Genomic DNA, 18,413 nt, shown 5'->3' with positions numbered 1-18,413 from the left:
GCCCGCGTCTTCGCGGAGACCGGCCGTGAGCAGGGTCTTCTCGTGCTCCCCGGCTGCTACTTGAGCAGCTGGCGGGCCATGACCATGCGCTGGATCTGGTTGGTGCCCTCGTAGATCTGGGTGATCTTGGCGTCGCGCATCATGCGCTCCAGGGGGAAGTCCTTCACGTAGCCCGCGCCGCCCAGCAGCTGTACGGCGTCGGTGGTGATCTCCATGGCGGCGTCGGAGGCGAAGCACTTGGCGGCGGCGCCGTAGAACGGCAGGTCGTCGTCGCCGCGCTCGGACTTGGCGGCGGCCACGTAGACCATCTGCCGTGCGGTCTCCAGCTTCATCGCCATGTCGGCGAGCATGAACTGCACGCCCTGGAAGTCGGCGATGTGCCTGCCGAACTGCTTGCGCTCCTTGACGTAGGCCACCGCCTGGTCCAGCGCGCCCTGCGCGATGCCGACGGCCTGCGCGCCGATGGTGACGCGGGTGTGGTCCAGGGTGCGCAGCGCGATCTTGAGGCCCTCGCCCGGGGCGCCGACGATGCGGTCGCCGGGGACGCGCACGTTGTCGAAGAACAGCTCACGGGTGGGGGAGCCCTTGATGCCGAGCTTGCGCTCGGGCTCGCCCAGGGTGAAGCCCTCGTCGTCGGCGTGCAGTACGAAGGCGGAGACGTTGCGGCCGCGCGCGCCCTCGGGGTCGGTCACCGCCAGCACCGTGTAGTACTTGCTGACCCCGGCGTTGGTGATCCAGGACTTCTGGCCGTTGAGGATCCAGCCGTCGCCGTCGGCGACGGCCTGGGTGCGCATGCTCGCGGTGTCGGAGCCGGCCTCGCGCTCGGACAGGCCGTAGGAGAACATCGCCTCGCCGCTGGCCACCTCGGGCAGGTAGCGCCGCTTGACCTCCTCGGAGGCGCCCAGGATCAGCGGCATGGTGCCGAGCTTGTTGACGGCGGGGATCAGGGAGGAGGAGGCGCACGCGCGGGCGACCTCCTCGATGACGATGCAGGTGGCCAGGGCGTCGGCGCCCACGCCGTCGTACTCCTCGGCGATGTGCGGGGCGTGGAAGTCCGTGGCCACCAGCGCGTCGAGGGCGTCCTGGGGGAAGGCGCTCCTCTCGTCCACCTCCGCCGCGTGCGGGGCGATCTTGTCCTCGGCGACGGAGCGTACGGCCTCGCGCAGCTCCTCGTGCTCCTCGGTGGTCCTGAACAGGTCGAAGTCGCTCATCTGCATTCCTCCCCTGGCGGCAATCCCGGGTGATGGCACCGCGTGCCATCCCTTGGCATTCAGTGCCAGGATAGGGGGCGGAAGGGATGAAGTACACAGATGGGGGCGCACAGCCTTCCAGACACCGGACGAAGGGGGCGCGGCCCATGGAGAACTCGGGGGGCCGGGGCGGTCAGGCGCGCGGGGACACTCGCGCTGTGGTGCTGGCCGCGGTGCGGCTGTTCACCGAGGACGGCTTCGAGGCCACGACGATGGACCAGATCGCCGCGGCCACGGGCGTGAGCCGACGCAGCCTGTTCCGCCGCTTCGGCTCGAAGGAGGACATCCTCTTCGCCGAGCACGACGAGTTGTTCGCCACGGTCGAGGGCTTCCTGGAGGCCTCCCCGGACGATCCGCTGACGTCGGTCCTCTCCGCCACCCGGCTGGTGCTCCAGGGGTACCTGGGCGATCCGGAGATCACCGTGCCCCGCTACCGCCTAGTCCGCGCCCACGCCCGCCTGCGCGACCGCGAGGTGGCGATGACCGCCCGCTACCAGGCCGCCTTCAGCCGCTACCTGGCGCGGCGCGGGGGAGGCGGTGACCGCTCGCTGGCCGCCGGGATGGTGGCCGCGTCGCTCATCGCGGCGCACAACCACGTCCTGCGCGGATGGCTGCGCGGCCCGGAACAGGACGTCCGCGAGGTGTGGGCGCGCTTCGACGAGGCCATGGAGTTCGTCCGCCGGGCCGCCGCGCCGATGCTGCGCACCGCGCCGGAGCCGCGGCGCGACCGGGTGCTCGTGGCGGTCTACCCCGGTGGCACCAGCCGCGAGGAGCTGCTCCGCCGTGTCGCCGAGGCCGTCCGGGAGGCCGAGGGGCCCGAGGAACCGGAGAGGGTGGAAGGGCCCGAGGGACCCGCGAGGGCGTAGGGGTTCGAGGGCCCGACCGCCACCGCCCCTCCCCGGGACCCGCGCGGTCGGGGCGGCGCTCCGACGAGCGTAGGCTGGTGGGCCGGGAAACGGGTAGTCACACGAGGCGGATCGGACAGCGGAAATGAGCGTGGACACGGCGGGCGCCACCAAGCAGGAGTCTGAGGTCGTACGCGAGGCCTCCCGGCGGCGGACGTTCGCGGTGATCTCCCACCCCGACGCCGGCAAGTCCACCCTGACCGAGGCCCTGGCGCTGCACGCCGCCGCGATCTCCTCGGCGGGCGCCGTGCACGGCAAGGGCGACCGCAAGGGCGTGACCTCGGACTGGATGGAGATGGAGCAGGACCGCGGCATCTCCATCACCTCCGCCGCGCTGCGCATCGACTACGACGACCGGGTACTCAACCTGGTGGACACCCCCGGCCACGCCGACTTCTCCGAGGACACCTACCGGGTGCTGTCCGCGGTGGACTGCGCGATCATGCTGCTGGACTCGGCCAAGGGCCTGGAGCCGCAGACGCTCAAGCTCTTCGACGTGTGCCGGGCCCGGAAGATGCCGGTCATCACCTTCGTCAACAAGTGGGACCGCCCCGGCCGTGAGCCCCTGGAGCTGCTGGACGAGATCGAGCAGCGCATCGGGCTGCGCCCCACCCCGATGAACTGGCCGGTGGGCATCGCCGGGGACTTCCGCGGCCTCATCGACCGCCGCGAGGGCGTCTACACGAAGATGTCGCGCACCCCGGGAGGGGCCCACAAGGCCATCGAGGAGGTCCTGGAGCCCGAGCGCGCCGCCGAGGTGGAGGCCGACGCCTGGGTCCAGGCCCAGGAGGAGATCGAGCTGCTGGAGGCGCTGGGCGCCGACTTCGACGCCGAGTCCTTCCTGGCGGGGGAGTCCTCCCCGGTGCTCTTCGGCGCCGCGCTGCCCAACTTCGGGGTCGGCCAGCTGCTGGAGGCCGTGGTGGGCCTGGCCCCGGCCCCCGGGCCCAAGGAGGACGACCGCGAGCGCCCGCGCGCCGTGGCCGAACCCTTCTCGGGCCAGGTGTTCAAGATGCAGGCCAACATGGACAAGAACCACCGGGACCGGATGGCCTTCGTACGCATCAGCTCGGGCCGCTTCGACCGCGGCATGGTGCTCACCCACGCGCCCACGGGGCGTCCGTTCGCCACCAAGTACACCCAGGCGGTGTTCGGATCCGACCGCACCACCATCGAGACGGCCTACCCCGGTGACGTGATCGCGCTGGTCAACGCCCAGGCGCTGGCCGTGGGCGACACCCTCTACGACGGCCCCAAGGTGTCCTACCCGCCGATCCCGAGCTTCGCCCCCGAGCACTTCGTGGTGGCGCGGGCCAAGGACGCGAGCAAGTACAAGCAGTTCCAGCGCGGCATCGCCCAGATGGACGCCGAGGGCGTGGTGCAGGTGCTGTCCTCGGACGTGCGCGGTGAGCAGGCGCCGGTGCTCGCGGCGGTGGGCCCCCTCCAGTTCGACGTGGTCAAGCACCGCATGGAGCACGAGTTCCGGGCCCCGATCGAGGCATCGCCGCTGGACTACTCCGTGGCGCGGCGCACCGACGCCGAGTCGGCGCCCGCCCTGCACGCGCTGTCGGGCGCGGAGGTGCTGCGGCGACGGGGCGACGGCGAACTTTTGGTGCTGGTGCACAACAAGTGGCGCCTGAGGGTGATCGAGCGCGACCACCCGACGCTGTTCATGGAGCCGTTGCTGGCCGGAGGCGTCGACGAGGCCGAGTGAGGCCCCGGGCGGCGGGGCCCCTCGGCCGCGCCGCGGCCCGGACCGGTTCCTCCGGTCTGGGCCGCCGCCCTTTACGGCAAAGCGCGCCCGGGCCGTTTACCCCGGGTGAATAGCGGTTACCCGCTGTCGTTACCGGGGTCCGGCTCCCGGGGAAATTGGGTGCTCCGCGGAACGTCTCCCGGAGGGCGTCCCGGCGGTGCGGCGGAGCGGCGCGCCGCCGGGTGTGAACTCCCGTGGCGCACGCACAGTCCGTTGCCACGACGGGCCCGGTTCGCCGCGGTCGGCGGGGCCGCTGTGATCCCCGAGGCCCAGGCAGAGGCCAAGATCACCAGCTCGCGGGCACCCCGCCTCAGGCCCCGTGAACAGCGCGAAGGTACCCTGAGGGAAGGCCGCTAGGGCGTGTTCGGACACCCGGCCGCACCGAGCTTCGTCCGGCTCTGTCCACTTCTGTGAAGGACAGGCCGGAGGGGGAGGGTTCGGGCGGATGTCGGACCGACCAGGGGACCGGTACAAGGAGGCAGCGGGGCGCCGGGAGGACCTCCCGGTTCCGTCTGCGACGTCTCAGGGCGATCACGAAGTAATCGACGGCTGGCAAAGTTTGTAAATCTTCACCTGGCGGTAATTCGGTGCACGTGTGGGTATGTGTTGCATGTCACCTGTTCGTGAATCGGTGAAACTTATATGCTTTTGCTTAACTGTCGTTTAACAAAACAGAACAATAACGAGTGAAGCAGGAACGTGGCGGCGGACCGCCCCGCGTATGACGCACCTCACGTATCCCCCGCCTGGAAAGGTTGACCTCGGGCATGAGCGAAGACGACAAAGAGCGCACGGTGGAGCTCCACTACGAGGGCGGCGTGCTGAAGCTGCCGGTGTTCACCGGTACCGAGGGTGAGCGCACCATCGAGCTGAAGACCCTGCTGGGGTCGACGGGGATGACGACCCTGGACCCGGGGTTCGGCAACACCGCTTCGTGTAGCTCGGAGATCACCTACATCGACGGGGCCGCCGGGATCCTGCGCTATCGCGGGTACCCGATCGAGGACCTCGCCGTGGGCGCGACCTTCATCGAGGTCGCCTACCTGGTGATCTACGGCGAGCTGCCCGACGCGGACCAGCTCAAGGGGTTCGCCGACAAGCTGCGCGACAACGCCGACATCCCGGCCGACATGGGTGCGCTCATCGACGCGATGCCCCGCAACGGCCACCCCATGTCCCTCATGGCCAGCGCCGTGAACACCCTCGCCGCCTACTACGACGACAGCGTCGACCCCGGCGACGAGGACCAGGTGGAGCTCGCCACGATCCGGCTGTTGGCCAAGCTGCCGACGATCGCGGCCCGCATCTACCGCAACTCGATCGGCGAGAAGCCGATCGGCCCGGACAGCTCGCTCGACTACGTCGACAACTTCATCCGGATGACCTTCGGCGACATCCACGCCGACAGCGAACTGGGCGACCTGTTCAACCAGGCCGTCGGCATGCTGCTGGTGCTGCACGCCGACCACGAGCTCAACTGCTCCACCGCCACCGTGCGCGTCGTCGGCTCCTCGAAGGCCGACATCTACGCCAGCGTGGCCTCGGGCATCAACGCCCTCTCCGGCCCGTCCCACGGCGGCGCCAACCAGGCCGTCCTGGAGATGCTGGAGGAGATCCGCGACTCGGGCATCTCCATCGAGGACTTCCTGGAGAAGGTCAAGGCCCGCGAGATGCGCCTCATGGGCTTCGGGCACCGGGTCTACAAGAACTTCGACCCGCGCAGCAAGGAGATCAAGGTTCTGGCCAGCCAGATCCTCGACCGCGACGAGAACCCGGACGAGCTGTTCGCGCTCGCCCTCAAGCTTGAGGCCGCCGCGCTCGCCGACTCCTACTTCACCGAGCGCAAGCTCTACCCGAACGTCGACTTCTACACCGGCGTCATCTACCGCACCATGGGCTTCCCGACCAACATGTTCACCGTGTTGTTCGCCATCGGCCGCCTGCCCGGCTGGATCGCCCACTACCGCGAGCAGCTGCGCGACCCGGCCTTCCGGATCGCGCGCCCGCGCCAGCACTACGTCGGCTCCGCCGAGCGCCGGCTCCCCGGCCGGGGGTAGAGGCACACCCCCGGAGCACACAGGAGCGCCCGCCCGCGTCAGACGGGGCGGGCGCTCCCGCGCGTTCTCCACAGCCGTGTCCGCGCTGTTCGGCCCTCCGCACGCCCGGGTATGACCGGTACGGGCTGCCTTTTCCCGTATTTTGCGGACCGCTGTCGTCCGTGTGCGACGTCGGGGGAAGGGGCAGGGTGCGGTCACCGGACGGGGCCGCGTGAAGGAGGGGGCGACGATGGTCAGGTACGCGTGGGCCGGTGACCTGCTCGGTGAGCTGAGCCGGAACTGGTGGCTGGTGGTCCTACGGGGGGTCGCCGCGGTCCTCTTCGGTCTGGTCGCGCTGGTCTGGCCGGGCAAGACGCTGGTGGTCCTGGCGATCGTCTTCGGCGTCTACGCGCTGGTCGACGCCGCGGCCCTCGGGTACGCGGCCTACCGCTCGTCGGTCGGCGCCCGGCTACCGCTGATCGTCCAGGCGGTCCTCAGCGCCGTCCTGGGGGTGATCGCCCTCTTCTGGCCGGTCGCGGCGATCGTCGCGCTCGTGTTCGTCGTCGGTGTCTGGGCCGTGGTCACGGGTGTGGCCGAGATCGTCACCGCCATCCGCCTGCGCGCGCACATCAGCTCCGAGTGGCTGCTGGTCTTCGTCGGGGCGCTCTCGGTCGTCTTCGGGCTCCTGCTGTGGTTCTGGCCGCTGGAGGGCGCCCAGGCCATCATGTTCGTGATCGCGATGTACGCGGTCATCTTCGGCGCGGTCATGGCCGTGGCCGGGTTCCGCCTCCGGGGCGCGGCCGAGGCCTTCCTGCCCCCGGAGGACGCGCCCGCCTTCGCCGGTCTCGGCGAGCCGGAGGAGCCCGCGGAGCCGTACGAGCGCGGAACCCGTCCCGGCGACCTCCTGGAGGACCGCGCCGACCGGGCCGACCGCGCCTCCCACGACGACGACCTGGACCGCTGGGGCGAGCGCGACTCCGCGGACCGGGGGGAGGATCAGGGCCGGTGGGACGACGGGGACGACCGCGACGGCTGGGACGACCGGCCGGGCGGCAGACACCGGGCCCCGGGTGACGAGGACGGCCCCGACGGGCCGCGTTGAGGTCCCCGGCCCACCGGACGGGCGCCGGGACCCCGCACGGGTCCGGGCGGAGCCGTTAACGCGTTAACGGCGCCCCGGATAGCGGGACCCCGCGCGGGCGCGGGCGGGCCACGGCTTCCCGGCGGCCGGGGCGGTTCCGCGCCGCACCCGTGAGGCGGACGGCGCTGACGGAGACGGCGGCCGCCCCAAGGCCACGGGAGCCTCTCCGGGTGCGCGGGACCGCCTGGAAAGGAGTGCTTCGCCGGGTCCACGGGACCGCGCCGAAAAGCAGGTGCGCGGGATCCGCCGCCTGGCTACCATGGCGCGCATGTACCTCCAGATCTACGGCTAGCGACAGGCGTCACCGCCGCCGCGGCGCACCCGCCCCGCCACGGGGCCCGGTGCCCCCTCGCCCTACCCGTGAACACCCCTGTCTGGAGAGACACCATGAACCGCCGTGCCCACATCGCCATGGTCGGCACCCCCACCGTGAGCCACGTCCTGCCCAGCCTGGAGGTCATCCGCGAGCTGGTGGACCGGGGCCACCGGGTCACCTACGCCAACGACCCCCTGCTGGCCGACACCATCACCGGGACCGGGGCCGAACTCGTCCCCTACTCCACCATCCTGCCCACCGGCGACGAAGCCTGGCCGGACGACCCGGTCAAGGGCATGGACATCTTCCTGGACGAGGCGATCAACCAGCTGCCCGCCCTGCGCGCCGCCTACGACGGAGACCGTCCCGACCTGTTCCTGTACGACATCTCGGGGTTCGCCGCCCGGGTCCTGTCCGTCAACTGGGACATCCCCTCCGTGCAGCTCTCGCCCACCTACGTGGCCTGGGCCGACTACGAGGACACCGTCCTGAAGTGGCTGCGCGCCCAGCCCGGGGCCGATGAGCACTACGCCAAGCTCGACGCCTGGCTCGCCGACAACGGCGTCACCGGCCTCGACCACTCCTCCTTCGCCGGAGTGCCGGAGCGGGCGCTGGCGCTGATCCCGCGCGAGATGCAGCCCTTCGCCGACACCGTGGCCGACACGGTGACCTTCGTGGGGCCGTGCCTGGGCGACCGGGCCGACCAGGGCGGGTGGACCCGTCCGGCGGACGCCGACAACGTCCTGCTGGTCTCCCTGGGGTCGGCGTTCACCAACCAGCCGGGGTTCTACCGCGCCTGCCTGGAGGCCTTCGGGGGCCTGCCCGGCTGGCACGTGGTGCTCCAGATCGGCAAGTACGTGGACCCGGCCGAGCTGGGGGAGGTGCCGGGCAACGTCGAGGTGCACACGTGGGTGCCGCAGCTGGCCGTCCTGCGCCAGGCCGACGCCTTCGTCACCCACGCCGGTATGGGCGGCGCCAGCGAGGGCCTCTACACGGGGGTGCCGATGATCGCCGTCCCGCAGGCCGTCGACCAGTTCGACAACGCCGACCGACTGGTGGAACTCGGCGTCGCCCGGAGGATCGACACCGGGGAGGCCAGCGCGGAGCGGCTGCGCGCGGCCCTGCTGGAGCTGACCGCAGACCCCGGAGTCGCCCGCCGCCTCGCCGAGGTCAGCGCCCGGCTCCAGGCCAGCGGTACCTCCTACGCGGCCGACCTGGTCGAGGCGGAACTGCCCGCCTGAGCCGGGTCCGGCCGACACCCGGCCCCCGAGGGCGCCGGGCCGGGGGGCATCCCGGCCCGGCGCCTTCGGGCCTCGGCGGCGCGGACGCCGCGGTCGTGGCCGGTCCCCCTTCCCGGGGACCGGCGCCCCCGGGCGACGCGTCGCGACCACCGGGCCGGGCGGGGCCGACACGGCAGGCACCGCCCGGCCCCCTCCCCGAACGGAGCACCATGGACCACCTCGTCGTCGTCACCGGAGGCCCGGGATCGGGCAAGACCACCCTGATCGACCACCTGGCCTCGCTCGGGTACGCGCGCACCCCGGAGGCGGGGCGCGCCGTCATCCGCGACCAGCGCGAGATCGGCGGCCGGGGCCTGGCCTGGCGCGACGACGCCCTGTTCGCCGAACTCATGCTCTCGTGGGAGATGCGCTCGCACCGCGAGGCCTCGTCCCTGCCCGGCCCCGTCTTCTGCGACCGCGGCGTCCCCGACCTGGTGGGCTACCTCCGCCTGCGCGGCCTGCCGGTCCCCGGACACGTCACCGAGGCGGCCCGCCGGTTCCGCTACCACCGCCGGGTCTTCGTGGCCCCGCCCTGGCCGGAGATCTTCACCGGCGACGCCGAGCGCCACCAGTCCCCGGAGGAGGCCGAGCGCACCCATCGGGCGATGACCGAGGCCTACCCGGCGTGCGGCTACGAGCTGGTGGAGCTGCCGCGCGTGCCGGTCGCCGAGCGGGCCCGCTTCGTCCTGGAGGTCCTGGGCGGGGCCAGGCCTCCGAAACCGTGACGGGAGCGCACGGAGCGACGGAAGTGACGGAAGTAAGCGTCTGTCATGCGATGCGCCCTGTGGACCGCAAACGGGGCACCAGTGGCCGTTCATGGCCGTAAACCGGGCTTTCTCTTGTAGTTCGCGAAAGCGGGGGCCAGACTCTTGTCTAGGTAAAGGACCATTGACCGTCCACGCCCCAGACGGCTGCGGGGAGCGTGCGTGGACGCCGGGGAGGAAGGCGGCAGGTGGCCAGGGCGTCCGGGGCGAGTATGCCGCCCATGAGCTGGGAGGGCATCGACCACGCGCTCAACCGTGTGCGCGGTGAGGCCGACCGGATCTCCCTCAACCTCGCTGACCTGGACGGCCACGTCAGCCACCGCATGCTCCAGGGGGCCGACCTCGTCGGGCGCACCCGGCGGCGCTGGGAGCACGCCAGCGGGCACATCCGCAGCCTGTGGACGGTCTACGAGGCCTTCCGCCGCGTGGTCGACAGGGCGGGCCGGATCCGGGACCGCGCGGAGGGCCCCGAGGACCAGGTCGCCCTGACCTCCCTGCTCAACGGCGACTCCGTGCCCCTGCCCGCCGGTGAGGTCCCGCCGCACGAGCGCGGGCTGCTCCACACCGGACGGGAGTCGGTCACCCTCGCCGCCGCCGTCGCCCGCATGTCCGCCGACTACGAGGAGGCCACCGAGGTCATCTCGGCCGCCGAGACGGCCTGGGACGCCCTCCACCCGCGCCTGGGCGAACTCGACGCCATGTGGCACGAGATCGGCACCCTCTCCGACATGGTGGAGCTCGCCGAGGACGAGTACGAGTCCCTGCGCGTGGACCTGGCCGCCGTCGGCGCCACCGTCCGACGCGACCCCCTCGCGCTCGTCGAGGACGGCCGTGTGGACACGTCCTCCCTCGAACGGCTGCGCCTGCGGCTGGAACGCGTGCGCGGCGAGCTCCGCGACGCCCTGCGCATGCGCGACTCCTACGGCGAGAGCGTCGATCGGCTCGGCTTCGCCATCGACGACGTCGGCAAGGCCGTGGAGCGCGCCCGCGCGCTGCGCGAACAGGTGGTCGCCAAGGTCTCCTCGCCCGCCGCGGTCGACGTGCCCGACCCCGTCCCCGCGCTGCGGGCGCGCATCGACGCCATGGACGCCCTGCGCGCCCGGGGCCGGTGGCGCGAACTCGGCGCCCGCCTGGGCGAGGTCCAGCGCGCCGTCCGCGAGGCGGCCGACGGCGTCCGGGAGCGCGAGGCCAACCTCACCGGGCTCCTGGAGCGCCGCGCCGAACTGCGCGGACGCCTGGACGCCTACCGCTCCCGCTCGGTCCGGCTCGGCGTCGCCGAGGACCCGCGGCTGGCCCGTCTCCACAGCACGGCGCACTGGGAGCTGTGGACCGCGCCCTGCGACCTGCGCGCGGCCACGGTCGCCCTCTCCGCGTACCAGCGCGCGCTCCAGGAACTCGGCGGAACCGATTCCGCTGTGAACAGAACCACACCGGGCCCGGACGCGTCAGAGGGCGAGAGCGATGGTGGTGTGAACAGATGACGAAGTGCACGGTCCCCGGCTGCCCCGGCCGGGTCGAGGACGGTTTCTGCGGCGTGTGCGGCATGGCCCCCGCGGACGTGCGGCCTCCGGGCGGCCCCGCCCCCCAGCAGCGGCCCGTGCCGCCGACCCCCGGCCCGCAGCCCTCCCTCGGCACGAACTCCTCCGCCAACCCCCTCAGCGGCGACCCCGTCCACTCCCACCCCCTCTCCGGCAACGTCAGGCTCTCGGGACGCTCCGGCCCCGGCAGTGTCTCCGCGAGCTCGGGCAGCAGCGTCAGCGGCGCCGGGCGCGGCAGCCGCCGCTCCTCCCGCGGCATGCTCGGCATGGGCATGGTCCAGGTGCCCCTCGTCCCCTACCGGGACCCCTCCGAAGCCGTCATGGACAACCCCGTCGTCGCGGAGAAGAACCGCTTCTGCGGCAACTGCGGGGAGCGGGTCGGCCGCACCCAGGGCGACCAGCCCGGGCGCACCGAGGGCTTCTGCCGCAAGTGCGGGACCCAGTTCTCCTTCACGCCCAAGCTCTCCCCCGGGGACCTGGTCGGCGGCCAGTACGAGGTGCTCGGCTGTCTGGCCCACGGCGGCCTCGGCTGGATCTACCTGGCCCGGGACCGCAACGTCAACGACCGCTGGGTGGTCCTCAAGGGCCTGCTCAACGCCGGTGACGCCGAGGCGCACAAGGCGGCCGCCGCCGAGCGCGCGTTCCTCTCCGAGGTCGAGCACCCCAACATCGTCAAGATCATCAACTTCTCCCAGCACCCCGACCCGCGCACCGGCATCCCCGGCGGCCACATCGTCATGGAGTACGTGGGCGGCAAGTCCCTGCGCGAGCTGCTCATCGAGCGCCGCGAGGACGACCCCGACGCCGTCCTGCCCCCGGACCAGGTCATCGCCTACGGCCTGGAGGTCCTGCGGGCGCTGGGCTACCTGCACTCCAGGGGCCTGCTCTACTGCGACTTCAAACCCGACAACGTCATCCAGAGCGAGGAGCAGATCAAGCTGATCGACCTGGGCGGCGTGCGGCGCATGGACGACACCGTCAGCCCCGTCTACACCACGCCCGGGTACCGGGTGCCCGAGGAGGAGCTGCGCGGCCCCGGCCCCACGGTCAGCGCCGACCTGTACTCGGTCGGCCGCGCCCTGGCCGTGCTCAGCTTCCGCTTCAGCTTCATGCGCGACCACCCGCACAGCATCCCGCCGCGGGAGACCGTGCCGCTGCTCCAGCGCCACCCGTCCTTCGACCGGCTGCTGCGCCGCGCCACGCACAGCGAACCCGAACTGCGCTTCCACGACGCCGAGGACATGGCCGACCAGCTCACCGGCGTCCTGCGCGAGGTGCTCTCCGACCTGGAGGGCACGCCGCACCCGGCCCCCTCGACCCTGTTCGGCGCGGAGAACTCCGCCGCCCGACCCGACCCCGGCGCCCACAACGCCGACCGCATGCTCCTCGCGCCCCCGCCCACCGACGCGGCGGCGCTGCTGCCCGCCCCCCTCATCGACCAGTCCGACCCGGCCGCCCAGCACCTGCGCGGTTTCCAGACCCTGCCGCCCGAGGAACTCGTCCCCGCGCTGCGCGCCATGCCCTCGCCCACCCCCGAGACCCTGCTGATGCTGGTCCGCGCGCTCGTCACCGTCGGACGCCAGGGCGAGGCCATGGACGTCCTCCAGCGGTTCAGCGAAGTGGTCCCGGGCGACTGGCGCACCATGTGGTACCTGGCCGTCGCCGAGCTGAGCACCGGCCGGTTCCGCGACGCCCGCGATCACTTCGACGAGCTGTACGACCACCTGCCCGGGGAGCTCGCACCCAAGCTCGCCCTGGCCCTGGCCTGCGAACGGACCGGTGAGCACGAGACCGCCGCCCGCCTGTTCCGGGCGGTCTGGAACACCGACCACTCCTTCGTCAGCGCCGCGTTCGGCCTTGCCCGCATCCGCCTGGCGCAGGGGGACCGTGCCGCGGCCACCGCCGTCCTGGACACGGTCCCGGAGCTGTCGCGGCTGCACGTCCACGCCCAGACCGCGCTGATCGCCGTGCTCGCGGCGCACCACCAGGGCACCGAGGCCGCCGACTTCGTGCAGGCCGGACGGCGCCTGGAGCGGATCGGCCTGGACGGCGAGTCCGCCGACCGCCTGGCGGTCCGGGTCCTGGAGTCGGCCCTGGGCTGGCTCGGCGCGGGTGCGGGGGCACCGGCGGGGGAGGGGCTCCTCGGCGCCCCGTTCACCGAGAACGGTGTGCGGGCCAACCTGGAGCGCCGCTACCGCGCGCTGGCCCAGCGCGCCGTCGCGCCGTCGGAACGCTATGAGCTCGTCGACAGGGCCAACTCCCTACGCCCCGTGACGCTGCTGTGAGGAACGAGGGAACGGCGATGACCAAGGTGCGGACCTGCCCCGCCTGCTCGGACAGGGTGTCCACGGAGGACGCCTTCTGCGAGGGGTGCGGACACCCCCTCCCCCAGGGCGCGGAGAACGCGGGGCACCCCGACAGCATGCCCACCGCCCCGCAGGCGAGCCTGGCCGGTGCGGTACCGCCCGGCGGGTGGTCCCGGGACGGGGCCGACGGCGGCGCGCGCAACGGGGGAGCCCCGGGTCCGTCCGGTGCCGTGCCGCCCGGCGCCGACGCGCGTCCGGGCCTGGTGCCCGACGACGGCGCCCCCACGGCTCCGCAGGTGAGCCTGCGGTCCCTCGACACGGGCGGGCGGGACGCGCCCCCGCCGCAGGCGCTGCCCGACTCCGCCCCGCACGCGGCCGACTCCATGGTGACCCAGCCGATACGCCGCGACAGCCTGCCCTCGTTCGCGTCCTCCGCGCCCCCGGCCGCCCAGCCGGAGGCCGCCCCCGACTGGCCGCCGCCCGCCACCGGGAGCAACCCCGTGCGGGCCGCCGACCCCGGCCTGTGCGCGTGGTGCCCCGGAGCGGTCAGCGACGGCTACTGCGAGCGGTGCGGCCTCCTCCAGCCCACCGGGCGCGACCACGTCGAGGTGCGCACGCGCGCCGCCGTCGGCGTCAGCGACCGCGGGCTGCGGCACAGGCGCAACGAGGACGCCATGGCGATCCGCGTCATCGACGCCGACCACCCCCGCGCGCCCGGCGTGGTCTGCGCCGTGGTCTGCGACGGGGTGTCCAGCTCGCCGCGCTCGGACGAGGCCTCCCGCGTCACCGCCGAGACCGGAGTGGCCGTCCTCGCCGAGCGCGTCAGCCAGGGCGCCGACCCCCGCGAGGCCACCGGCGCGGCGATGATCCGGGCCGCCGAGGCGGTCGCCGGGATCGCCGACTCCCCCCGCTCCGCGCCCGCGTGCACCTTCGTGTCGGCGGTGTACGACCCCGCCGCGGGCACCGTCACCGTCGGCTGGGTCGGCGACAGCCGCGCCTACTGGCTCTCCGGAGGCCCCACCTCCAGCGCTTCGGCCCTGCTGACCAGGGACGACTCCTGGAGCGAGGCGATGGTGCAGATGGGGGCGCTCTCCCGCGAGGAGGCGATGCGCTCCTCCAACGCCCACGCCCTCGTCGCGTGGATGGGCGCCGACTCCGGCGAGATCGACGCCCACATCTCCACCGTGACCCCGACCGGCCCAGGCGCGGTCGTGCTGTGCAGTGACGGCCTGTGGAACTACTTCCCCGAGGCGCAGGCGCTCACCGACGCCGTCCCCGGGGCGGGGGCCAGACCCCACGAGGCCGCGCGCGCCTACGTCGACCTCGCCCTGGAGGCGGGCGGCAAGGACAACATCACCGTCGTGATCGTTCCCGTGCCCGCTGGGGGTCCCCGTGCCCAACACGACTGAGCGCGCGGCCGAACCGGGTTTCCGGATCGAGGTCGACCAGAACGTCCTCCTGCCGGTGGGCGGACGGGAGGTGCACGCGATCGTCAGCGTCACCTCCACGGGCTCCGTGGTGGTGGGGGACTCGGTGCGCGCCGCCGAGGTGATCATCGTGGACACCTCCGGCTCGATGTACGGCGCCAAGATCGACGCGGCCAAGCGGGCCGCCCGCGCCGCCGTGGGCGTCCTGCGCGAGGGCGTCCACTTCGCGGTGGTCGCCGGGCACAGCGACGCCTCCGTGATCTTCCCCGAGGGCGGCGGGCGGATGGTGCGGGCCGACGCCGCCACCCGCGCCGAGGCGGCGGAGGCGATCGGCGGACTGCGCGCCGACGGCGGCACCCGCATGGGTTCCTGGCTCACCCGGGCCGCCGAGCTGTTCTCCACCGTGGACGGCGGCATCAAGCACGCCATCCTGCTCACCGACGGCCAGAACAACGAGCCCGCCGCGGTCTTCGGGCAGGCGCTCGACGGCGTCGCGGGCTCCTTCGTCTGCGACTGCCGGGGCGTGGGCACCGACTGGAGGGTCGAGGAGCTGCGCCGGATCGACTCCGCCCTGCTCGGCGGAGGCCCCGGCATCATCGCCGACCCCGCCGACATGGTGGCCGACTTCCGGGCGATGGCGCAGGCCTCCATGGGCAAGACCGTCGCCGACGTGGTGCTGCGGCTGTGGACGCCCCAGAACGCCGTCGTGCGCCACGTCAAGCAGGTCGCCCCCACCGTCAGCGACCTCACCGGCCGCGGTGTGGAGCGCGTGCCCCAGTCGGGCGACTACCCCACGGGCTCCTGGGGCACCGAGAGCCGCGACTACCACGTGTGCGTCCAGGTGCCGCCCGGCGCCCCCGGCCGCCAGCTGCGCGCCGGATGGGTGCGCGTGGTGCTCCCCGGGACCGCCGGGGCCGAGGACCAAATCCTGGCCTCGGGCAACATCCTCGCGGAGTGGACCGCCGACGAGGCCCTCGCCACCGAGATCAACCCCCGCGTGGCCCACTACACCGGCCAGGTCGAACTGGCCCGGGCCATCCAGGACGGGCTCGCGGCCCGTCGCGACGGCGACGACGACACCGCCACCACGCGGCTCGGCCGCGCCGTCGCACTCGCCCACGAGTCGGGCAACGAGGAGACCGCGAGGCTCCTCGGCAGGGTCGTCGACGTGGCCGACCCCGTCACCGGAACCGTCCGGCTCAAGCCCGGTGTCAGCAAGGTCGACGAGATGACCCTGGACACCAACTCGACCCGGACCGTACGGACCCGGCCGCGGCAGAGCGGGCCGGACACCGGCGGTGCCCCCACACCCGGGTAGGAGGGACCCATGCCGAGTTGCCCTTCCGGGCACCGCTCCACGGCGACCGACTTCTGCGACGTCTGCGGGCTGCGCCTCCAGGCCTACTCCCCCGCGTCGCGGCCCCCGTCGCAGCGCCATCCGACACCGCCCACGCCCCCCGTGGCCCCGGCGCGGCCCCCCGCGCCGCCGCGTCCGGTGGCCCCGCCCAGGGGAGGTCCCTGCCCCGAGTGCGGCACCTACCGCGCGGGCCGGTTCTGCGAGGAGTGCGGATACGACTTCGCCTCGCGCTCCGAGGACCACCGGCGCGCCCGCGCCGACGAAGGGCGGGCGGGAGCGCGCTGGCGCGCGGTCGTCGTCGCCGACCCCGCCTACTACCAGTACATGGTCCACCAGGGCATGCTCGACCCCGACCAGATCTCCTTCCCCAAGGGCAGCGCGCAGCGCCGGGTGCCGCTCACCGGGGACAGGGTGCACATCGGACGGCGCAGCGCCACGCGCGGCTTCACCCCCGAGATCGACCTGGGCGGTCCGGGCGGCGACCCGGCCATCTCCCACGTCCACGCGATCCTCGTCGCCAAGCCCGACGGCACCTGGTCCATCCTCGACCCGGGCTCGACCAACGGCACCACGGTCAACGGGACCGCCAACCCCATCGCCCCCAACGTGGAGGTTCCCCTGAATGACAGCGACCGGATCTACGTCGGCGCATGGACCGTCATCATCCTCCAGAAGGGGTGAACCCCGTTGACGCCCCCCACCCCCGACCGGGCCCCGCACGGGACCGGAACCAGTCCTCCGGACGCCCCGCACGGCGCGCTCCCCGCGGTACCGGGCGGCGAGCCCCCGCGGGCCCCGGCGTCCGACCGTGAGGGCGCCCGCCCGCCCCGACGCGGGCGGGGCGGGTCCGGCGCCCGTGAACGGGCCTCCGGACTCCGCCGCTGGGCCGGCACCACCCCGGCCCGGGTGTGGCTGCTGTCCTCCGTGTGCGTGCTGGCCGTCCTCGGGCTGTTCGGTTCGGCGGCCGCCGCCCTCGGCCAGGCCCAAGACGGGTTGCGCGTGCTCGGGGACGACGCCGGACCCCAGGCACTGGCCACCACCGACCTGTACCTGGCGCTCGCGGACATGGACGCCCGCGTGGCCGACGTACTGCTCATGGGTACCGACCACGACCTGAGAGCGGACCGCGAGAACGCCCTGGAGCGGTACGAGGCCAGCCGGGCGCGGGCCAACGAGGCCCTGCTTCAGGCTGCCTCGCTGACCGAGGGCGACGAGGTGGAAGGGCCCAACGTCAAGGCGGTCCAGGACGGGATGGGCGCCTACGAGCAGCTCGCCAGCCAGGCGCAGGTGCTCAACGACGAGGCGCGGGCCCCGTCCGGTCAGGTGGACGAGGCGGCTCTGGAGGCCTACCGCGAGGCCACGTCGCTGATGCACACCGAACTGCTGCCCAAGGCGTTCAACCTGGGGCTGAACGCGTCGGCGGACGTGCGCGCCAACCACGAGGCGGGGCAGTCCTCCGTCGTGCTCGGCATGCTGTGGGTGGGGGCGTCCGGTGTGGTCGCCGTCGCCGTGCTGCTCGGCCTCCAGCTGTACCTGCGCGTGCGGTTCCGGCGCCGGTTCAGCGCGCCGCTGCTGGCCGCCACGGCGGTCGCCGTCCTGCTCACCGGCGGGGTGGTCCTCGTCCTGACCGTCAGCGGCGGGCACCAGCGCGAGGCCAAGGAGGAGGGGCTGGACGCGGCCATGGCGCTGTCCCGGGCCGGGGCCATCTCCACCGACATGCAGGCGGACCAGAGCCGCTACCTGCTCGTCCAGGACACGGACGACAACTACCAGGCCGACAACTACCGACAGGTCTACTTCGAACGGGCGCAGCAGGTGCTGTACCGCCCGGCTGACAACCTGGAGGAGTACTACACGGCGATCGATGGCGTGGTCGCCGCCTACCCGGATCCGCCGGAGCCGGCGGGGGGCGATCGCGAGGACGACCCGGGCCCGCTCGGCTACCTGGGACAGCGGGCCCAGGACCGGGACGCGCTGCTGCCCGGCCAAGAGGACGCGCTCGCCGAGGTGCTGGAGTCCTACAGCGCGCTCCAGGCCGAGGACCGGGAGCTGCGCTCGGCCGCCGAGAACGACGACCTGGCAGAGGCTGTCGACATCCGCGTGGACGTCGCACAGCCCACGGGCGCCTTCGAGGTCTACGAGAACGCGCTGTCGGAGCTGTTCGGCCTGCACAAGGGCGCGTTCGACCAGGGCATCGCGCGCGGTGAAGCGGCGCTCGCTCCCTGGACGTGGCTGCTGCCCGCCGCGACGGCCCTCCTACTGGCCCTGGTTGTGCTCGGGGTCCGACCCCGGTTGGCCGAGTACCGCTGAGTCCGGCCTCCCGCCCCGAGTTCACCCCCACCT

General features: G+C 73.1%; 13 protein-coding genes. 12 read left to right on the top strand and 1 reads right to left on the bottom strand.

Features of this window, described 5'->3' with window-relative positions:
• Positions 1 to 56: 56 nt before the first annotated feature.
• On the bottom strand, positions 57 to 1,211 hold the full coding sequence (locus tag EV372_RS08220) for an acyl-CoA dehydrogenase family protein (RefSeq protein WP_130395516.1): 1,155 nt from the start codon (positions 1,209 to 1,211) through the stop codon (positions 57 to 59).
• A gap of 146 nt (positions 1,212 to 1,357) precedes the next feature.
• On the opposite strand from EV372_RS08220, the gene EV372_RS08215 reads away from it, so the two are divergent.
• From EV372_RS08215 to EV372_RS08160, 12 genes are all read left to right on the top strand, one after another.
• Positions 1,358 to 2,116, top strand: a complete 759-nt coding sequence (locus EV372_RS08215; protein WP_130395515.1) for a TetR/AcrR family transcriptional regulator — start codon at positions 1,358 to 1,360, stop codon at positions 2,114 to 2,116.
• A gap of 124 nt (positions 2,117 to 2,240) precedes the next feature.
• Positions 2,241 to 3,866: a peptide chain release factor 3 gene (locus tag EV372_RS08210; protein WP_130395514.1), complete on the top strand. Its 1,626-nt coding sequence runs from the start codon at positions 2,241 to 2,243 to the stop codon at positions 3,864 to 3,866.
• An 806-nt stretch (positions 3,867 to 4,672) separates the two neighbouring features.
• Positions 4,673 to 5,962, top strand: coding sequence for a citrate synthase (locus EV372_RS08205; protein ID WP_130395513.1), 1,290 nt, complete (start codon positions 4,673 to 4,675; stop codon positions 5,960 to 5,962).
• Positions 5,963 to 6,191: 229 nt separating this feature from the next.
• On the top strand, positions 6,192 to 7,043 hold the full coding sequence (locus EV372_RS08200) for an HdeD family acid-resistance protein (RefSeq protein WP_130395512.1): 852 nt from the start codon (positions 6,192 to 6,194) through the stop codon (positions 7,041 to 7,043).
• 426 nt (positions 7,044 to 7,469) lie between these two features.
• Positions 7,470 to 8,639: a macrolide family glycosyltransferase gene (locus EV372_RS08195; protein WP_130395511.1), complete on the top strand. Its 1,170-nt coding sequence runs from the start codon at positions 7,470 to 7,472 to the stop codon at positions 8,637 to 8,639.
• Between the two features lie 209 nt (positions 8,640 to 8,848).
• A complete protein-coding gene (locus tag EV372_RS08190; protein ID WP_130395510.1) occupies positions 8,849 to 9,403 on the top strand; it encodes an AAA family ATPase in 555 nt (184 codons plus the stop codon).
• A 251-nt stretch (positions 9,404 to 9,654) separates the two neighbouring features.
• Positions 9,655 to 10,923 (top strand): hypothetical protein, encoded by a 1,269-nt coding sequence (locus EV372_RS08185; RefSeq protein ID WP_130398817.1) that lies wholly within the window; start codon positions 9,655 to 9,657, stop codon positions 10,921 to 10,923.
• Positions 10,920 to 13,265: a tetratricopeptide repeat protein gene (locus tag EV372_RS08180; protein WP_130395509.1), complete on the top strand. Its 2,346-nt coding sequence runs from the start codon at positions 10,920 to 10,922 to the stop codon at positions 13,263 to 13,265. Before EV372_RS08185 ends, EV372_RS08180 begins: the two co-directional genes overlap by 4 nt.
• Positions 13,266 to 13,282: 17 nt before the next feature.
• The gene (locus tag EV372_RS08175; protein WP_130395508.1) at positions 13,283 to 14,695 is read left to right on the top strand and encodes a protein phosphatase 2C domain-containing protein; all 1,413 of its coding nucleotides are present in this window, start codon (positions 13,283 to 13,285) and stop codon (positions 14,693 to 14,695) included.
• A complete protein-coding gene (locus tag EV372_RS08170) occupies positions 14,679 to 16,031 on the top strand; it encodes a vWA domain-containing protein (RefSeq protein WP_130395507.1) in 1,353 nt (450 codons plus the stop codon). The genes EV372_RS08175 and EV372_RS08170 overlap by 17 nt, the downstream gene beginning before the upstream one ends.
• A 9-nt stretch (positions 16,032 to 16,040) precedes the next feature.
• Positions 16,041 to 16,751: an FHA domain-containing protein gene (locus tag EV372_RS08165; protein WP_130395506.1), complete on the top strand. Its 711-nt coding sequence runs from the start codon at positions 16,041 to 16,043 to the stop codon at positions 16,749 to 16,751.
• A gap of 6 nt (positions 16,752 to 16,757) precedes the next feature.
• On the top strand, positions 16,758 to 18,380 hold the full coding sequence (locus EV372_RS08160) for a hypothetical protein (RefSeq protein ID WP_130395505.1): 1,623 nt from the start codon (positions 16,758 to 16,760) through the stop codon (positions 18,378 to 18,380).
• Positions 18,381 to 18,413: the final 33 nt, after the last annotated feature.

The sequence above is a fragment of the Nocardiopsis sp. CNZ308 genome (genome assembly GCF_004217075.1).
The sequence above is the reverse complement of the archived record's forward strand: the minus strand, read 5'-3'. Positions and strand labels throughout refer to the sequence as shown.

What these genes read in the sequence shown, in the direction of transcription:
- EV372_RS08220 (WP_130395516.1), bottom strand. Translation starts at nt 1,211, where the DNA reads ATGAGCGACTTCGACCTGTTCAGGACCACCGAGGAGCACGAGGAGCTG.
- EV372_RS08215 (WP_130395515.1), top strand. Translation starts at nt 1,358, where the DNA reads ATGGAGAACTCGGGGGGCCGGGGCGGTCAGGCGCGCGGGGACACTCGC.
- EV372_RS08210 (WP_130395514.1), top strand. Translation starts at nt 2,241, where the DNA reads ATGAGCGTGGACACGGCGGGCGCCACCAAGCAGGAGTCTGAGGTCGTA.
- EV372_RS08205 (WP_130395513.1), top strand. Translation starts at nt 4,673, where the DNA reads ATGAGCGAAGACGACAAAGAGCGCACGGTGGAGCTCCACTACGAGGGC.
- EV372_RS08200 (WP_130395512.1), top strand. Translation starts at nt 6,192, where the DNA reads ATGGTCAGGTACGCGTGGGCCGGTGACCTGCTCGGTGAGCTGAGCCGG.
- EV372_RS08195 (WP_130395511.1), top strand. Translation starts at nt 7,470, where the DNA reads ATGAACCGCCGTGCCCACATCGCCATGGTCGGCACCCCCACCGTGAGC.
- EV372_RS08190 (WP_130395510.1), top strand. Translation starts at nt 8,849, where the DNA reads ATGGACCACCTCGTCGTCGTCACCGGAGGCCCGGGATCGGGCAAGACC.
- EV372_RS08185 (WP_130398817.1), top strand. Translation starts at nt 9,655, where the DNA reads ATGCCGCCCATGAGCTGGGAGGGCATCGACCACGCGCTCAACCGTGTG.
- EV372_RS08180 (WP_130395509.1), top strand. Translation starts at nt 10,920, where the DNA reads ATGACGAAGTGCACGGTCCCCGGCTGCCCCGGCCGGGTCGAGGACGGT.
- EV372_RS08175 (WP_130395508.1), top strand. Translation starts at nt 13,283, where the DNA reads ATGACCAAGGTGCGGACCTGCCCCGCCTGCTCGGACAGGGTGTCCACG.
- EV372_RS08165 (WP_130395506.1), top strand. Translation starts at nt 16,041, where the DNA reads ATGCCGAGTTGCCCTTCCGGGCACCGCTCCACGGCGACCGACTTCTGC.